Source organism: Streptomyces sp. ITFR-16 (assembly GCF_031844705.1).
GTDB lineage: Bacteria > Actinomycetota > Actinomycetes > Streptomycetales > Streptomycetaceae > Streptomyces.
The window spans coordinates 3,383,141-3,400,753 of the sequence record NZ_CP134609.1; the positions used below are offsets into that span (position 1 = coordinate 3,383,141).

Sequence of the window (17,613 nt, forward strand, 5' to 3'; positions counted from 1 at the left end):
TCATCACTGGGCACCACCCGGCGGTGCGCACCCCGATTGTTCCTGGCGAAGGCCCCGGTTGCGAACCCGGGGGCGGATCGGGGTGTCCCGTGCCACTCCATGCCGTATCAGGACATCAGGCCACAGGTTCCTGGAGTACGGCGAAGACGGCGCCCTGGTCGTCCTGGAGGACCGCCATCCGTCCGTAGGGGATGTCGAAGGGCGGTGCGGAGATCCGGCCGCCGAGCCGTTCGACGGTCGCGGCCGAGCCGTCGCAGTCCGCGACGGTGAAGTAGGTCAGGAAGTAGCTGGGCATCACGGCGGGGAACGCGTCCGTGATGACGCTGCGCCCGCCGACCGCCGTGTCGGGGCCCGGTTCGGTGCCGGCCAGGGACCACATGCGGAAGTCGACGCGGGACTCGTCCGTGCCCGGGCCGCCGACGGCGCCGGACTCCGCGAGGTCGGTGGGCAGGAAGCCGAAGACCTCCTCGTAGAAGGCGTCCACGCGCTCCTTCTCGCGGGTGTAGACCTCGGTCCAGCAGAAGGAGCCCGGCTCGTTCTGCTTCTCGAAGCCCTCGCGCCCGTCGGCCTGCCAGAGGCCGAACACCGCGCCGCCGGGGTCGGCGGCCTGGGCGAGCACCCCCGCGTCACCGGCCCGGACCGGGTCGGTGATCATCTGGCCGCCGGCCGCGCGGATGCGGGCGACGGACGCGGCGATGTCGTCGGTGGCGAAGTAGACGCCCCATTCGGTCGGCATCCGGCCGTCGCGCTTGGCGGCGAGGGCGGCCACGAGCTTTCCGTCGCTGAGGGCGTCGGCACGGGGGCCTTCGCCCGCCCGGAAGGTCCAGCCGAAGAGCTCGCCGTAGAAGCGCTTGCCCGCTTCGAGGTCGGAGAGCTGCACATCCACCCAGCAGGGGGCGGACTGCGCGAATGCGGCCATGGGCCCGGATCCTTCCGTCGCGGGACGCCGTGGTGACGCTCGTCACACACGCTCGTCACACCAACGTAGCCGCGCGGAGCGCCGCTCGCGCCCCGACCCGGACCCCGTACCGAATGGAGCCGTCACGGAAAGTTATCCACGGAAGTTGTCCACAGGCTGTTGATAACACTAATCGCACTGTGGGAAAGCGCCGGTGCCCGGCACCGCTCGCCGCCCCGCTCCCGGCACCGCTCCCCGCCCCGCTCCCGGCACCGCTCCCCATTTGCAGTCGGCCGAATCGCGCTCCGATCACCCGTCGGTAAGCTGACGGCATGACAGGACAAGTACGCACCGTCGACGGCCGCGTGGCCGGTCGGCGAGGACAGGCGACGCGGCAGAAGCTGCTCGACTGCCTCAGCGAGATGCTCAGCTCCTCGCCGTACCGGGACGTCAAAGTCATCGACGTCGCCCGGAAGGCGGGGACTTCACCCGCGACCTTCTACCAGTACTTCCCCGACGTCGAGGGCGCGGTCCTCGAAATCGCCGAAGAAATGGCCAAGGAGGGTGCCGGACTGACCGAACTGGTCGCCGGGCGCTCCTGGGTCGGCAAGGCGGGATGGCAGACGTCCGAAGAACTCGTCGAGGGATTCCTCGACTTCTGGCGGCGCAACGACGCGATCCTGCGCGTGGTCGACCTCGGCGCGGCCGAGGGCGACAAGCGGTTCTACAAGATCCGCATGAAGATCCTGAACTCCGTCACCAACTCCCTCACGGACTCGGTGAAGGAGCTCCAGGCCAAGAGCAAGGTCGACAAGGACGTCAGCCCCGCCGCGATGGCGGGCTCCCTGGTCGCGATGCTGGCGGCGGTCGCCTCGCACCAGAAGGGGTTCACCACCTGGGGCGTCAAGCAGGCCGAACTCCGCCCGAACCTCGCGCTGTTGGTGCATCTGGGGATCACCGGCAAGAAGCCGACGAAGTAGCGCCCGCGCGGATTCCCGCTCGTACGTACTGGGCGACGCGCGGTGATCCCGGGTGCCCCAGGTCCTGTCTCACCGACGGCGGACCACGCAGGTGGTCCGCCGTCGGCGTACCCGGACCCGGACCGAACCCCCGGACCGAACCCCCGGGCCGGGCGGACTCCGCCCGGCGGATTCAGGCCCCCTCCCGCCGCTCCAGCCGGAACAGCCGGATCTCCCGGTCGATCCGCGCCTGGTACGCGGCATAGGGCGGCCAGAACGCCAGCGCCGCCCGCCACACCTCCGCGCGCTCCGCGCCCTCCAGCAGCCGGGCGCGCACCGCGATGTCCCGGCCCTTCCAGCTGATGACCGCCTCGTCCGGACGGGCGAGCAGATTGGCCGTCCAGGCCGGATGCCCCGGACGGCCGAAGTTGCTGCCCACCAGGATCCAGCTGCCGCCCGCACCCGAGTCCGAGCCCGCACCCCCGCCCGTGCCTCCGCCCGGCTGCGGCATGCAGGCCAGCGGAGTGGTCCGGAGCTGGCCACTGCGCGCCCCCGGCACGGTCAGCACGACCCCGGGCAGCATCTGCGCGCTGAGCAGCACCTTCCCGCGCGTGAGCCGGTGGACCGCGCGGTCCATCGCGGGCACGACATGGGGCGCGATCCGGGCGAAGGCCCGGGTGGCGGAGACCTTCTGGACGAGCCTCACCCCGGCCGCCATCAGACCGCCACCCGCCCGGCCGGACCCGCCACGCCCCGCTCCGGCCCGAAGAGCCCGGCCCGCTCGGCCGCGTGGTCGCGAAGCCGGTGGACGGGTCCGAGGAGCAGCTCACCGGCGGCGGCCCGCTTGAAGTAGAGCTGCGCCTCGTGCTCCCAGGTGAAGCCGATGCCCCCGTGCAGCTGCACGGCCTCCGCGGCGGTGATCCGCAGCGCCTCCAGCGCCTGGGCCAGCGCGAGCCCGCCGGCCTCCGGGTCCCAGGCCGCGTAATAGGCGGCGGAACGGGCCGACCGCACCCGTACGTACAGGTCCGCCAGGCGGTGCTTGACCGCCTGGAACGAGCCGATGGCCCGGCCGAACTGCTCGCGCTCCCCCACGTAGGCGACCGTGCGCTCCAGCGCGCTCGCCGCCGCCCCGGCCGCCTCGGCGGCGAGCGCGGCGGCGGCCGTGTGCCCCACGGCGGCGAGGGCGGCGGCCGCGTCCGCGGTGTCGTCGGCGCCGAGGAGTTCGGCCTCGGTGTCGCGCAGCTGGATCCGGCCGAGCGGCCGGGTCTCGTCGAGCGAGGTCTGCCGGGTGCGGACGAGTCCGGCGGGCGGCTGCGGCCCGTCCGCCCGGACCAGGAAGAGCAGGGTGCGGCTGCGCGGGAAGCCCCCGGCGTGGGCGGCGACGAGGAGCAGTCCGGCGCTGTGCCCGTCGGGGACCCGGTCGGCCTCCCCGTACAGCCGCCACCCGCCGTTCCCGCCGCCGGCGGGCCGGGCCTGCACCCCGCCCGCCCGGCCGCCGCCCGCCCAGGCCCCGCCGGTCGCGTCGCCGGTGAGGCCGAGGGCCGTGGACAGCGAGCCGCCGGGGACGGCGAGGGCGGCGGTGAGCCCGCCGGCCGCGAGGGGCGGCAGCAGGGCCGCGCGCTGTGCGGCGGTGCCGAGGGCCAGGATCAGGGGCGCGGCGAGCACGGCGGTGGCGAGCAGCGGGGAGGGCAGCAGGGCGCGGCCGGTCTCCTCCAGGGCGACGGCGAGTTCGACGGCCCCGCAGCCCACGCCCCCGTACTCCGGCGGAAGGGCCAGTCCGGACAGCCCGAGGTCGCGGGCGAGCCGCTGCCACAGCGCGGCGTCGTAGCCGTCCGGGGTGGCTGCGGCGCCGCGTACGTCGTCGGGTCCGCCGTGTTCGGTGAGCAGGGCGCGCAGGGTGCGGCGGATCTCGTCCTGTTCCGCGGTGAAGGCGGCGTCCATCGTCGGGCTCCTTCCCCTCAGAGACCGACGGCCTCTGATCTGACGGGTCGTCATGCTAGAGGCGCGGCAACGAGATTCCCACCCCCGGCCGGGCATCCGCGCACGTATCCGCCGCCCCTGTATCTGATGTACCGTCAGATTTATGCCTTCAAGGACTTCCTCCCCCCGCAAGGTCGCGGTCGTCGGCATATCCCTGGCCGACTGCGGACGCGTCGACACGGCCACGCCGTACGCCCTGCACGCCCAGGCCGCCCGCCGCGCGCTCGCCGACTCGGGCCTGGACCGGTCCGTCGTGGACGGCTTCGCCTCCGCCGGTCTGGGCACGCTCGCCCCGGTCGAGGTCGCCGAGTATCTGGGGCTGAAACCCACCTGGGTGGACTCCACCTCGGTGGGCGGGTCGACCTGGGAGGTGATGGCGGCCCATGCGGCGGACGCCATCGCGGCGGGCCGGGCCGACGCCGTCCTGCTGGTGTACGGATCGACGGCGCGGGCGGACATCAGGGCGGGCCGGCGCACCTCCAGCCTGTCCTTCGGGGCGCGGGGCCCACTGCAGTTCGAGGTGCCGTACGGGCACTCGCTGATCGCCAAGTACGCGATGGCCGCCCGCCGCCACATGCACGCGTACGGCACCACGCCGGAGCAGCTGGCCGAGGTGGCGGTGCAGGCCAGGGCGAACGCGGCGGCCAACCCGGACGCGATGTTCCGCACCCCGCTCACGGTGGACGAGGTGCTGTCCGGGCCGATGATCGCGGACCCCTTCACCAAGCTGCACTGCTGCATCCGCAGCGACGGCGGCTGCGCGGTGCTGCTGGCAGCCGAGGAGTACGTCCCGGACACGGCGAAGGGCCCCGTCTGGATCCTGGGCACCGGCGAGCACGTCTCGCACTCCGCCATGTCGGAGTGGGACGACTTCACGGTCTCCCCCGCCGCCGTCTCGGGCCGCCTCGCCTTCGCACGGGCGGGGGTGCGCCCGTCCGACATCGACCTGGCCGAGATCTACGACGCCTTCACCTATATGACCCTGGTGACGCTGGAGGACCTGGGGTTCTGCGCCAAGGGCGAGGGCGGCGCGTTCATGGAGAAGGGCCGCACGGGCCTCACGGGCGAACTCCCGGTCAACACGGACGGCGGCGGCCTCTCCGCCTGCCACCCCGGCATGCGCGGCCTGTTCCTGCTGGTGGAGGCGGTACGCCAACTGCGCGGCGAGGCCGGCGCCCGCCAGGTCCGCAAGCCGGGCGGCCGCCTCCCGGAACTGGCGGTGGCCTCGGGCACGGGCGGCTGGTTCTGCTCGTCGGGGACGGTGGTGCTGGGACGGGGCTGAGGCGGGGCCCCGCCCTCGCCCCGGGCGCGGTCCCTCGCCCCGGCACGGGCCGCGGCTGCTGCAATAGCCCCATGAGCGACACACACGAGAGCTTCCTCGGACTCCTCCACGCCCAGCGCGTCTGGGACGTCGACCTCCCGGTCTTCGATCCGGCCGCCGCGCCCGACGCGCCCCTCCCCCTCTTCCACGCCTGGTTCGCCGAGGCCGTGGCCGCCGGGCAGGCCGAGCCGCACGCGATGACCCTGGCCACTGCGGACGCCGAGGGGCTGCCCGACGTACGGACCCTGATGCTGCACGACGCGGACGCGCGCGGCTGGCACTTCGCCACGCACTCCACCAGCGCGAAGGGCCGCCAGCTTGCCGCCCGCCCGTACGGAGCGCTCGGGTTCTACTGGCCGGCGCAGGGGCGGCAGGTACGGGTGCGGGGGCCGGTCACCGTGTGCTCCCCGGCCGAGAGCCGGGCCGATCTGCACGCCCGCTCGACCGGGGCGCTGGCCTCGGCCCTGGTGGGCCGCCAGAGCGAGGTCCTGGGCGCGGTCGCGGACCTCGACCGCGCCTCGGACGCGGCCTGGGACCGGGCCCGGGTCGAACCGGACGCGGAGGTGGCGAGCTGGACGCGGTACGTCGTCGAGCCGCGCGAGGCCGAGTTCTTCCAGGGCGACGCGCGGCGGCGGCACGTGCGGCTGCGCTACCGGCGGGAGGCGGACGCGGGGGTCTGGGAGCGGGAGCTGCTCTGGCCGTGACGGCCGCCCCCGCCCCGCGCGTCCCCTGCCGTCAGGTGACCGTGATCGCCTGGACCGGGCAGGCGCGGGCGGCCTCCCCGACCATGGGCCCGGCCGCAGGTCCGGCCCCGCCCTCCGCTTCCGCCTCCGGCAGCAGCTCGCTGAGCCCGTCGTCGTCCTGCGTGAACACCTTCGGCGCCGCCAGCGCGCACTGTCCGGCGCCGATGCACACGTCCCGGTCGATATCGATACGCACGTCCCTGTGTCCCTCCGCTCGGATTCCGCTCACCACGTCACGGGCAGTTCCAGCAGCCCCTGAATCGTGTCCCCGGGTTTGACCGGGACCTCCTCGGCGGGCACCGCCAGCCGCAGCCCGGGGAAGCGGTCGAAGAGGGCGGGCAGCGCGATCTCCAGTTCCGCCCGCGCGAGGTTCTGGCCCAGGCACTGATGGATGCCGAAGCCGAACGCCACGTGGTTGCGCGCGCTGCGGCCGAGGTCCAGCTCGTCCGCAGCCGGATAGACGGCCTCGTCCCGGTTGATCACCGCCGTGGACAGCAGAACCCCCTCCCCCGCCCGCAGGGTCTCCCCGCCGATCTCGATGTCCTCGACGGCGACCCGGGAGAGCCCGTCGGCGATGGACAGGAACCGCAGCAGCTCCTCCACGGCGGCCGGCACCGCCTCGCCCCCTGCCCGCAGCCGGGCCAGCTGATCCGGGTGCTGGAGGAGGGTGAACGTACCGAGCGAAATCATGTTCGCGGTCGTCTCGTGCCCCGCCACGAGCAGGATCTCCGCCAGCCGCACCAGCTCCTCGCGGTCCAGCGCGCCGCTCTCCAGCTGCTTGGCGATCAGCTCGTCGAGCAGCCCGTCGCCGGGGTCGCGCCGCTTCCGGTCGATCAGTGCGCGGAAGTAGTCGTCGAGCGCGTCCCGTGCCTCCTCGACATCGGAGGCGTCGGGTCCGCGCAGCAGCTTGCGGGACTGCGCCTCGAAGAACTCGTGGTCCGCGTACGGCACCCCGAGGAGCGCGCAGATGACCATCGACGGCACGGGCAGCGCGAAGGCGTTGACCAGTTCGGCGGGCGGCCCCTGCTCGGCCATCGCGTCGAGCAGCCGGTCCACGGTCTCCTGGATGCGGGGCCGCAGCGCCGCCGTCCGCCGGACCGTGAAGCTCGGGATCAGCATCCTGCGCTGTGTGTTGTGCTCCGGGTCGTCGACGCCGATCAGCTCCACGCGGCGCTGGGTGGTCTCGGCCTGGCGCCGCGCGAACAGCGGGAACGCGGGGTGCTCACGGTCCGAGGACAGCCTCGGGTCCGCGAGGAGCGAGCGCGCCTCGGCGTGCCCGGTCACCAGCCACACCGTACGGCCGTTGTAGAGGCGGACCCGGGACACCGACCGCTGTCCTCGGCTCGCGCTCGGATATCCCGTGGGCGGGTGGTAGGGGCAGCTGCGGTTCTGCGGAAAGGCGACGGCGTCGGGCTCTGTCTGTGTCTCTGTCATGGCGGACCTCGCAACGAGAGGGGGGTGTCCTGCCGATCACCACCACTAGATGCCCCAGGCACCTATCCGGGCTAGGCGCTGTTCGGCCAAATCCCCCGAACCGCGTCGGCTCGGCCAGTTTTATCCACTTTCAACAACAGAGGGGCACTATGGGAGACAGGTGAGGACTGGAGGTCACCCATGACCCGAACCCGTAGCCGGTACGCCGCCGACCGCGGTCTGACCACGCGCATGGTCACGACGATGTTCCTGATCGGCCTGCTGTACGTGGTGCTGGTCGGAGTGCTCCTGGCGGTGCTGCGCGGCGCCTGGCCGATCATCCTGATCATCACCGGTGGGCTGTTCGTCGCCCAGTTCTGGTTCAGCGACCGCATCGCCGCCTTCAGCATGGGCGCCCGCGAGGTCACCCCCGAGCAGGCGCCGGAGCTGCACGGCGCGATCGACCGGATCTGTGCCCTTGCCGACATGCCCAAGCCCCGGGTAGCGATCGCCGAGAGCGATGTGCCGAACGCGTTCGCCACCGGCCGCAGCGAGAGGACCGCCCTGGTCTGCGCCACCACGGGTCTCCTTCGCAGACTGGAGCCGGAGGAGCTGGAAGGCGTCCTCGCCCACGAGATGTCGCATGTCGCGCACCGCGATGTCGCCGTCATGACGATCGCCTCGTTCCTGGGCGTCCTCGCCGGCATCATCACCCGGGTCGCCCTGTGGGGCGGCTTCTCCCGCAACAGCCGCAGCAACGACCCCATGGGCATCGCGATCATGCTCATCCCGCTGATCAGCGCGGTCGTCTACGCCCTGAGCTTCCTGCTGACCCGGCTGCTCTCGCGCTACCGCGAGCTGTCCGCCGACCGCACGGCCGCCCTGCTCACCGGCCGTCCCTCTGCCCTGGCCTCCGCCCTCACCAAGGTGAGCGGCCAGATGGCCCGTATCCCGACGGAGGACCTGCGGAAGGCGGAGCCGTACAACGCCTTCTACTTCGTCCCCGCCTTCTCCTCCAAGGAGAGCCTGAGCCGCCTGCTCTCCTCGCACCCCACCCTCGAACAGCGCCTCGACCAGCTCTCCCGCATCGCCGCCGACCTGTCCCGCCCGTAAGGAGTCCTCCGTGGGCCTGCTCGACACCATCCTCGGCCGCAGCAAGCCGGTCCGCCCCGACCTCGACCAGCTCTTCGCCATCCCCTCCGCCGCCCTCACCCTCCAGGCGGCCACCGGCTTCGTCCCCACAGGACAGGGCTCGGTGTGCTTCGCGGGCGTGGAGGGCGGCACCTTCGCCCGTATCCAGCAGGACGTACGGGAACTGCTCGACGCGGACACGGCACAGGGCGGCATCCCGGTGGAGTTCAGCCAGGACGCGTACGGCTACACCTGGCTGCTCGCCGCCCATCCGGCCGACGACACGGCCGCCCTGGTCAACGACCTGCACGCGGTCAACACCCTGCTCCAGGACGGCGGCTTCGGCCCCCAGCTGCTCTGCTCCCTGATCGCCTTCCGCGACCCCCGGGACCGCCCGCTCGCCCTGGTCTACCTCTACAAACGCGGCACGTTCTACCCGTTCGCCCCGGCCCCGGGCGGCGGCGAGAAGCGCGACAACCAACTGGAGTTGCAGGTACGCGCCGCACTCGGCGACGACCTCCGAGTGGAGAAGGACCTCTCGCGGTGGTTTCCGGTGTGGGGGGCGCCGGGGTTGTGAGGGGGACGCGGCACGGGGTGTGGACCGCCCGGCGTACAGGGCTGGAACGGCGCCGAGCGCACGAGGTGTGACACCTCACAAGTAAAATCCCCGTCAAACCCCAGAGGGGATATGGCAGCCAAAAGGCGTGAATCGACACGCCTTTGAGGGAACGAACCAGACTTACAGGGACTTACCGATAGATCAACGTATTTGAAGAGGCCTTGACTGATGCGTACGCAAGTGAGGCTTCATAACGTGCCGGTGGCCGCATGTGAAGATCCTGCGGTGGTGCAGAGAGGAAACTGCACCGGTGAGGAACACACATGTCATCCCCCTTTCGCAGATCCGTCCGACTCAGACCCGCAGTCTCAGAGCAACCCCTTCTCCCGTTGCCGGCCATGCGTCGGTTGCGTCCGGTAGCCGCCGTGCTGACACTGCTGTTGGCCGTCGAAACCGCTTCGGTGGTCGAGTCCACAGATCAGGCAGTGGCTCTGGGACGCTCGGCCGCGAGTTCAAGGGTGCTCAGTGCGGCGCACGAGGACTTGGGGTCTGCCACCGCTGGTTCAGAGTCCGCGGCGCGGTTGAAGGCCAGGATTCAGAAGCGCAGGATCGAGGTCACCGACGCACGTACGGAAACTTCGACGGCCTACGTGAACCCGGATGGCACGGTCACGGAGGAGGCGTACGCCGGTCCGGTCCGCTTCAAAGGCGACGACGGCCGGTGGCAGGACGTCGACCCGTCGCTGGTGCAGGACGCCGACGGTTCCGTCAAAGCGAAGGGGCACCCGCATGGGTTGACCCTGGCAGGCAGGAAGGCAGCGCCGAAGGGGCTGAAGGCAACTGGTACCGGGGACGTTGCGGCGGTGCCGTTGGTGACAGTCCTGGACCGCGCGGGTCGCCCGCTACAACTCGGCTGGTACGGCACGCTGCCGGAACCGACGATCGAAGGGTCTCAGGACACGATCGCTCGATACAAGCAGGCCCTGCCAGCCACCGACCTGCTCATCGAATCCACGCGGACCGGTTACGAGCAATTCCTTGAGCTGAAGGACCGATCTGCCGTTGGCGCCAACGGGCAGGTGACCTACAGCCTGACGGCCAAGGGGCTGACCGCGAAGGCGTACGAAGACGGGTCCGTTGCCTTCGTCGATGCCAAGGGCAAGAGCGCGGGGACCCTGCCCTCTCCGATGATGTGGGATGCCCGCATCGACAAGAACTCCGGCGAGCACACACACACGGCCCGTGTAGGGGTGGAGGTCGCGCAGGATGGCTCCGTCATCTCCATCACCCTGACTCCGGACGCCACGTTCCTGGCAGACGCCGGGACTCAGTTCCCGGTCACCATCGACCCGTCCATCAACGTCGGCACCAGCTTCGACACCTTCGTCCAGGAGGGATATGCCACCGATCAGTCCGCTGCGACCGAGCTGAAGATAGGCAACAACGGATCAGGCCAGAAGGCCCGTTCGTTCCTGTCCTTTCCGATGAAGAACATCACCGGGAAGCAGGTCACCGCGGCGAAGCTGAACCTGTATGAATTCCACTCCTGGTCCTGCACGAGCAAGGGCTGGGACGTCTACAGCGCGACGGCCTCCTCGACAGGTACCCGCTGGACCAGCCAACCGAGCTGGGGCACGAAGTACGCCACGAGTACCCAGACCAAGGGCTTCTCCAGCTCCTGCAACGACGGCTGGGTCAGTGCGGATGTGACCTCACTGGCGAAGGCGTGGGCGTCGAACGGCAACGGCAGCAACCATCTCGGCCTGCAGGCTTCGGACGAGTCCGACCCCTATGGCTGGAAGCGGTTCAATTCGGGCAACGCCGCGTCCAACACTCCATACATGTCAGTGACCTATAACTCCATCCCTGACGTCCCGACACTCATAGCGCCGACAGCCGCAGCCGCCACCAACGACACCACGCCGACCCTGTCGGCGAAGGCTCTGGACGGTGACGGCTCACAGGTCACGCTTGGTTTCGAGGTCTGGGCATCCAACGGTACCGCCGCGCTCCGCTCCGGCTCCAGCGCCTCCGTCGCCTCCGGTGCGACCGCGACCTGGACACCGACGGCACTGCCCGAGGGCACCTACAAGTGGCGCTCGCGTTCTGGGGACGGCTCGGCGAACAGCGCCTGGTCAGCCTTCCACTCCCTCACTGTCGACACCACTGCGCCGACGACCACGAAGGTCTCCTCCACCGACTTCCCTGCCGGCCAGTGGTCCGGGACGCCCGATGACAACGGCGACTTCACCGGCACATTTACCTTCACCCCGCCGACCAGCGGCGTGAAGCAAGTCCAGTGGAACCTGGACGGTGGCACGTGGCAGTCCGCAGCCACTACCGGCGCCGCGGTCAGCCGCAAACCAGCCTTTCGTGCGGGCAGGCACTCACTCGGCGTGCGCAGCAAGGACGCGGCGGGCAACGTTTCGGCCACGACGGGCCATGTCTTCTATGCCGGTTCCGGTTCTGCCCTGCTCACGCCCTCTGACGGTGACCGCCCTGCACGTCGTGCGGAGCTGACGGGGCAGGGCAAGGCAAGCGACACCGGTGTCCGCTACCAGTACCGGCGTGGTGAGACCGACACCTGGAAGGACATCCCTGTCCAGGATGTGCGCCGGAAGTCTGACGGTTCCGCCCTGACGGCTTGGCCGGCCAAGGTCACGAGCGGCGATGCCGAGAAGCTGAGCTGGAACGTCACCGACACCTTCAGCGACGACGGGCCGGTTGACGCCCGGGCTGTGTTTACCGATGGCACCACCACCGACGCTTCCCCGGCGAGCCGGATCACTGTGGATCGGAATGCAGGTGAGTCGCCCAGTGAGGAGGTCGGCACGGGAAGCGTGAACACGCTCACCGGTGACTTCGGCTTGTCGGCCACCGACGCTTCGGGCTTCGATATGACGGTGACGCGTTCCTTCTCCTCACGGCGTCCGTCCAACGGCACCCAGCAAGAAGGCCAAGCCTCGATCTTCGGTCCGCAGTGGACCGCCGGCACGACTGCGGAGATCTCCGACGGCGACTGGGCGTACGTGCGCAAGACATCGGCGACATCGGTGGCGATCGTGGATGTGGACGGCGAAGAGACGGGGTTCACCGCGGCAAGCGGTGGCGGCTGGAAGCCGGAAACCGGTGCGGAGGACCTGACGCTGACCGGCTCGCTGACCACCTCGTTCACGTTGAAGGACACCGAGGGGACCACCTCGGTCTTCAGCAAGGTCGATCCCACCGCTACCACGTGGCAGCTGGCCACCACGTTTCTGCCGACGGACCAGACCGCCACGAAGGTGATCTCGGAAAAGGTCACGGTGGGCGGCAAGACGCTTGCCCGCCCGAAGTACGTCATTGCCCCGACCTCGGCGGTCACGGCCGAGACGTGTGCGGCCACGCCGGCGGCCAAGGGCTGCCGAGCGCTGCAATATGTGTACGCCGCCTCCACTACCGCGACCTCATCCGCTCTGGGCGACTACAACGGGCAGGTGAAGGAGATCCGCCTGTGGGCCACCGACCCTGGCGCCCCCACTGCCACGGCCACGGCTGTCTCCCAGTACGCGTACGACAGCCAGGGCCGTCTGCGTGAACAGTGGGACCCGCGTGTCTCCCCGGCGTTGAAGACGGCCTACGGCTATGACAGCGCGGGCCGTGTCACAGCACTCACGCCACCCGGTGAGCTGCCGTGGACGTTCGAGTACGGCAGGGCCGGCACCAGCACGGTGGCCGGCGACGGCATGCTCCTGTCAGCGTCCCGTCCGACATTGAAGGTCGGCACCAAAGACGAGCAGGACAGAGGCACGGCCACCACTTCTCTCGTCTACGACGTGCCGCTGTCCGGCACCAAGGCTCCCAACCAGGTCTCGGCCGATGACGCCGCGACTTGGGGGCAGAGGGACGCACCCACGGACGCCACCGCGGTCTTCCCCACCGACCAGGTCCCCGCCTCACACACGGGAAGCGGCCTGGGAGCGGCCGACTACGACAAGGCCACCATCACCTATACCAATGCCTCCGGCCGCCAGGTCAACACAGGGCTGCCCGGCCGGCACCTGACCGTCAAGGAGCACGACCGGTTCGGCAACACCGTCTTCGAACTGACGGCAACCAACCGGGAGCTGGCACTCAGCGACGACGAGTACGCCGTCAACACCCAGAGCGAACTCGGAATCTTCTCCGACTCTCCGGCAGAGCGGGCCCATCAGCTCGGCACCGTCACGGCCTACTCGGGCAACGGCAGGCGGGTAGCGGAGGAGTTCGGCCCACTGCACCTGATCGCCCTCACAAGCGACCTCGCAGGCGATACAGACAGCCCGGACCTTGTGGCCGGTGTGCAGGTCGCGGCACGGAAGCACACCGTCAACAGCTACGACGAGGGCCGTCCCACCGATGACACCGCCACGGTCAGCGACCAGGTCACCACGGTCAAGGTGGGGGCATGGATCGACGGCTACCCCACCGATGGCGACGTGCGCTCCAGCACGACCGTCTACGACTGGGCCAAGGGCCTACCCACCAGTGAAACCACCGATCCGGGCGGACTGAAGCTGACCAGGACGACCGGTTACGATGCCCAGGGCCGGGTCATCAAGGCGACACTGCCGAAGTCCACTGGCACGGACGCCGCAGCGACGGTGACCCGCTACTGGTCTGCCACCGGCACCGGTACGTGCGCCGGGCGTCCGGAGTGGGCCGACCTGGCGTGCTCCACGGGGCCGGCCGGTGTGATCACCAGAGGCGGTTCCAACCCCGGTGAACTGCCCACGAAGACAACCGAATACGACCGCTGGGGAAACAGCGCCAAGGTCACGGAGTCTGCGAACGGCGTCACTCGCACCACGACCTCCGCCTACGACTCCTCAGGACGTCTGAAGCAGACCCAGATCACCGGGGGTGTGGGCACGGCTGTGCCGGCCCGAACCACCACGTACGACCCGGCGAGCGGTGTCCTGGCCACCATCTCCACCGGTACGGCCACCGTTCGGCACACCATCGACCTGCTTGGCCGGGAGATCGCCTACGACGACGGCGCGGGCAACGTCACACGCACCGAGTACGACAACCGCGACCGCAAGACCCGCGTCACCGACTCGGCGCCGTCCACCATCACGTACGACTACGACAACCCCGCCGGGCTGCCCACCCACATCCATGACTCGGTGATGGGCGCCATTGGTGACGTCACCGGCTTCTACGACTCCGACAGCCGCCTGTACAAGCAGAAGCTACCGTGGAACATGGACGTCGAATTCAACCTCGACCCCACCGGCACGGAGACTTCCCGCTACTGGCACTGGGAGTCCGGCTGGACGGTCCAGGGCGAGTCCACGACCCAGTCCATCCACGACCAGATCGTCAACCGCACCGTCTACACCGGGGGCGGCGCCTACCAGCATTACATCTACGATGCCGCAGGCCGCCTGAACAAGGTGGACGACTTCGAGAGCGGCGTCACCACACACCGGGCGTATACCCTCGACAGCAATACCAACCGCACCGCGCTGACCACCACGGTCGACGACGTCGACGGAGGTACGCCCACCAGCAGAACCATCAACTCCGCCTACGACAGCGCCGACCGGCTGATCGCCACCGGCACCGCCTACGACACCTTCGGCCGCACCACCGCTCAGGCCGACGGCACGCAGAACGCCTACTACGCCGACGATCTCGTCCGCCAGATCACCGCCAACGCCAAGCGCACGACGTGGAACGTGGACGCGGTCGGCCGCCTGGCGTCCTGGGCGACCGAGGAACAGGCGGAGAGCGGCGCCTGGGGCACTCCCGCCACCAAGACCAATCACTACGGCGGCGACGGCGACAGCCCGGACTGGACTGCGGACACCAACGGGGTCAGCCGGAGCCTCGAAGACCTGGCCGGCAACTTGGTCGCCACCACCAGCGCTACGGGCGATGTTGTCCTCCAATTGGCCAATCTGCATGGCGATATCAGCACTCAGATTCCACTGTCGGACGACGGCACCCCGGTGGTCAACTCCTACGACGAGTATGGCAACCCGCTGCCAGGAACCGACCCTGCTCGCTATGGCTGGCTCGGCGGCAAACAGCGTTCCACCGAAACCCCGAGCGCGGTGATCCTCATGGGGGTGCGCCTGTACGATCCAGCCGCCGGCCGGTTCCTGTCGGTCGATCCGATCACGGGCGGCAACGCTAACGCCTACGACTACTGCACTGCGGAACCCCTCGGTTGCTATGACCTCGATGGCAAGTGGAGCTGGCCCAAGTTCGGCTGCAGCGCCACCAAGTGTCTATTCTTCAAAAAGTCGAATCGGCACTTCGTCATGCGGGACGGCAGACCCGGCCTGCACTTCAAGAACCACCGAATCCGTTTCGAATGGGATCGGCACAGCAGATGGCACCTCAACGTAGGCAAGAAGCACTACCGCGCACGCAACGCGTGGAGGACTGCTGCCAGATGGGGCAGCCGCTTCCTCCGGGGAGGCCGCTTCTGGGGGCCGCCGATCTGGATACCCAGAGAGGTACGTCGGTACGCTCACCCCTGCGCGAACCATAGCTGCGAAGCATAGCCAGATTTCGCGACTCCTCGGGCCCCTTCTCGCCCAATGAAAGAGTGGAAGGGGCCCGATATCCGGCCAAAGAAGGGAAGCGACACACGTGCGGTACATTGAAGCCGCGAGTCCTCATGACATGGAAGCCTTCATTTCCGGCATCATTCCGGATCTGCTAAGGGTCAAAGCTCAGGTCTTCATTGATCTCTACGTCGATGAGCCCATGGGAGACGAGACTTCGCTGACTTCTTTCCGGGCGATGGTGGACATGGCTCAGACAAAAGGCGGTCTCGCGCGGCGATCACTCTTCTCCGCGCGGCGCGATCTCTTGATGGGCGTGGAAGTCGACCTGCTGCAGAGTGACCAGGCAGAACATTTCTCACGCCTGGCTCACCAGGTGATCAACGCAGAGGCATGGGACCGGGACCGCCAAATCTTCGGCACAGTCGAGTCTCCTGTTCTTGTCTGGGTGGACGTTCCGGCCGAGGTGCTTGAGCGGGCTCTCGAAACGGCGCGAGAGGCTGGGGCTCTCGTTCACGCTCGACCTATGCAGTAGTCGGTGCTTGCCGCGCTCAGCCGAATGCGAACCCCGCCCGGCCGATGCGCGGCTCCGGGGCAAACTTGGATCGCTTCGTGTCGGCGTCAGGATGATCCCTTGAGCAGACCGGGCCCCGCACGGCCAGGGGATCGATCACTGCGGTGGTTCAGGCGTGGGTGGTGCCGACCGGGATGCCGAAGCCGGCGGGGATCCGAGCCAGGGCGTCATTCCTGCGCAGGTACACCAGATCGACCAAGCCTTCCTGGACTGAACGAGGTGTGGAGGCCGACGACGATGAGTCGCCAACGGCACGAGCGTGTCAGACAGCGGCAGGGGCCGCACTCACTCCTTGGGCGTGCGGCCCCGGGCGGGCGTCAGCGACGCTGGATCTCTTCCACGTCCGCCGAGCACCGCTCAGGCGGTGACCGTCGCGTGGTTCAGGAAGGCGGTCCAGGCGGCGGGGGCGACGGCGAAAGTGGGGCCGTCGGTGACCTTGGAGTCACGGACGTGCACGCTGTGGGGGCAGGCCGCGACCTCGACGCAGGCCCCACCTTCGTTGTTGCTGTAACTGGACTTGTGCCAGTCGTAGGCGACCTCGATGCATTCGCCACCCTCGTTGTTGCTGTAGCTGGACTTGAACCAGGTCAGTCCGGGTCCGTGGCTCACAGTTTTCCCACCTTTGTCTCGATGATCTCCGCAGACTTCCAGGGGTTGAGTGCCTGGGCCCGCAGGATGCCGAAGAGGTCGAACTGATCGCCCACCTGCTCCGGTTTCGAGATCAACCTATCGCCGCCCTGCCCCTCCGCGAACAGCAATGTGCGGCCTTCCGCCGTGGACATCAGCTGCATGGGGCCGTTCAACCCCGCATGCGTGTGTTGAGCCGACGGCATCACCTGCACCGTCAGATGGTTGTACCGTCCGACGCAGTCGAGTACGTGCCGTAGCTGGTCCTTCAGCACCTCCGATCCGCCGAGCGCACGGTCCAGGACCGATTCCTCGATGACGTACCCGATCCTCGGCGGCGGTGTGCGCGAGAGCACCGTCTGCCGTTCCAGCCTCGCTTCGACGTGCCGGATAATCTCCGTCTCGGAGTACGCCGGTACGCGCGACCGGTGCAGCGCGTACGCGTACGCTTCCGTCTGGAGCAGGCCCGGGATCAGCATCGTCTCGTACGCGCTGATGACGCGCGCGGTCCGCTCCAGCTTCGCCCAGTCCAGGAACTTGGGCGAGTACTTCTCCTCGTCCACCAGCTCGCAGCACGCCTTCAGGGCACCGCCCGCCCCGAACACCTCATCGGCATCGATCAGCAGGTCACGCGAGGGGATGCGTTCCGCGCGCTCGACCGCGCCCATCAGTGACTCCGAGATCAGCAGGCGCTCCGCCGCCTCCTTCTGCGTCAATCCCGCCCGCACCCGGTGGATACGGATCAACTCCCCCACCAGCCGCCGCCCGTGCGTGGTCTCGCCACTCGTCCCCACAGCCGTCACCACCCTCCCCACATCGCCCCGATGTGGACCGTGTCCTCCTGGTGACGCTACGCAACCAGCGGGATG

The 17,613-nt window shown here is 69.3% G+C and carries 14 protein-coding genes; 7 read left to right on the forward strand and 7 right to left on the reverse strand.

Translation table 11 applies throughout. The annotated features are described in order from the left end of the window. Window positions 1-115: 115 nt before the first annotated feature. Window positions 116-919 carry a VOC family protein gene (locus tag RLT58_RS14990; protein WP_311310871.1) on the reverse strand — a complete coding sequence of 268 codons (804 nt, stop codon included), beginning with the start codon at window positions 917-919 and terminating at the stop codon, window positions 116-118. A gap of 311 nt (window positions 920-1,230) precedes the next feature. Here RLT58_RS14990 and RLT58_RS14995 point away from each other — a divergent pair, with 311 nt between their 5' ends. Continuing rightward, entirely contained in the window at window positions 1,231-1,878 is a 648-nt protein-coding gene (locus tag RLT58_RS14995) for a TetR family transcriptional regulator (protein ID WP_311310872.1), read from the forward strand. A 172-nt stretch (window positions 1,879-2,050) separates the two neighbouring features. Here RLT58_RS14995 and RLT58_RS15000 read toward each other — a convergent pair whose 3' ends face one another. Together RLT58_RS15000 and RLT58_RS15005 are read right to left on the reverse strand one after the other, a co-directional pair. Next, complete coding sequence (locus tag RLT58_RS15000) at window positions 2,051-2,575, reverse strand: nitroreductase/quinone reductase family protein (RefSeq protein WP_311310873.1); 525 nt, start codon at window positions 2,573-2,575, stop codon at window positions 2,051-2,053. Continuing rightward, entirely contained in the window at window positions 2,575-3,798 is a 1,224-nt protein-coding gene (locus tag RLT58_RS15005) for an acyl-CoA dehydrogenase family protein (RefSeq protein ID WP_311310874.1), read from the reverse strand. Before RLT58_RS15005 ends, RLT58_RS15000 begins: the two co-directional genes overlap by 1 nt. A 142-nt stretch (window positions 3,799-3,940) precedes the next feature. On the opposite strand from RLT58_RS15005, the gene RLT58_RS15010 reads away from it, so the two are divergent. Together RLT58_RS15010 and RLT58_RS15015 are read left to right on the forward strand one after the other, a co-directional pair. Next, entirely contained in the window at window positions 3,941-5,119 is a 1,179-nt protein-coding gene (locus tag RLT58_RS15010) for a thiolase C-terminal domain-containing protein (RefSeq protein WP_311310875.1), read from the forward strand. Window positions 5,120-5,190: 71 nt separating this feature from the next. Continuing rightward, a complete protein-coding gene (locus RLT58_RS15015; RefSeq protein ID WP_311310876.1) occupies window positions 5,191-5,862 on the forward strand; it encodes a pyridoxine/pyridoxamine 5'-phosphate oxidase in 672 nt (223 codons plus the stop codon). Between the two features lie 31 nt (window positions 5,863-5,893). On the opposite strand, the gene RLT58_RS15020 is transcribed toward RLT58_RS15015, so the two are convergent. Both RLT58_RS15020 and RLT58_RS15025 read right to left on the reverse strand, forming a co-directional pair. Continuing rightward, on the reverse strand, window positions 5,894-6,097 hold the full coding sequence (locus RLT58_RS15020) for a ferredoxin (protein WP_311310877.1): 204 nt from the start codon (window positions 6,095-6,097) through the stop codon (window positions 5,894-5,896). Between the two features lie 29 nt (window positions 6,098-6,126). Next, a complete protein-coding gene (locus RLT58_RS15025) occupies window positions 6,127-7,335 on the reverse strand; it encodes a cytochrome P450 (RefSeq protein ID WP_311310878.1) in 1,209 nt (402 codons plus the stop codon). 180 nt (window positions 7,336-7,515) lie between these two features. Between RLT58_RS15025 and htpX the strand changes: the two genes are divergently transcribed. From htpX to RLT58_RS15045, 4 genes are all read left to right on the forward strand, one after another. Continuing rightward, complete coding sequence (gene htpX, locus RLT58_RS15030; protein ID WP_311310879.1) at window positions 7,516-8,427, forward strand: zinc metalloprotease HtpX; 912 nt, start codon at window positions 7,516-7,518, stop codon at window positions 8,425-8,427. Window positions 8,428-8,437: 10 nt separating this feature from the next. Then, entirely contained in the window at window positions 8,438-9,022 is a 585-nt protein-coding gene (locus tag RLT58_RS15035) for a PspA-associated protein PspAB (RefSeq protein ID WP_311310880.1), read from the forward strand. A 407-nt stretch (window positions 9,023-9,429) separates the two neighbouring features. Beyond that, the gene (locus RLT58_RS15040) at window positions 9,430-15,540 is read left to right on the forward strand and encodes a DNRLRE domain-containing protein (RefSeq protein ID WP_311310881.1); all 6,111 of its coding nucleotides are present in this window, start codon (window positions 9,430-9,432) and stop codon (window positions 15,538-15,540) included. An 88-nt stretch (window positions 15,541-15,628) separates the two neighbouring features. Continuing rightward, on the forward strand, window positions 15,629-16,078 hold the full coding sequence (locus tag RLT58_RS15045) for a hypothetical protein (protein ID WP_311310882.1): 450 nt from the start codon (window positions 15,629-15,631) through the stop codon (window positions 16,076-16,078). Between the two features lie 396 nt (window positions 16,079-16,474). On the opposite strand, the gene RLT58_RS15055 is transcribed toward RLT58_RS15045, so the two are convergent. Both RLT58_RS15055 and RLT58_RS15060 read right to left on the reverse strand, forming a co-directional pair. Beyond that, window positions 16,475-16,726 (reverse strand): DUF397 domain-containing protein, encoded by a 252-nt coding sequence (locus tag RLT58_RS15055; protein WP_311310883.1) that lies wholly within the window; start codon window positions 16,724-16,726, stop codon window positions 16,475-16,477. Beyond that, entirely contained in the window at window positions 16,723-17,550 is an 828-nt protein-coding gene (locus RLT58_RS15060; RefSeq protein ID WP_311310884.1) for a helix-turn-helix domain-containing protein, read from the reverse strand. Before RLT58_RS15060 ends, RLT58_RS15055 begins: the two co-directional genes overlap by 4 nt. Window positions 17,551-17,613 lie beyond the last annotated feature (63 nt).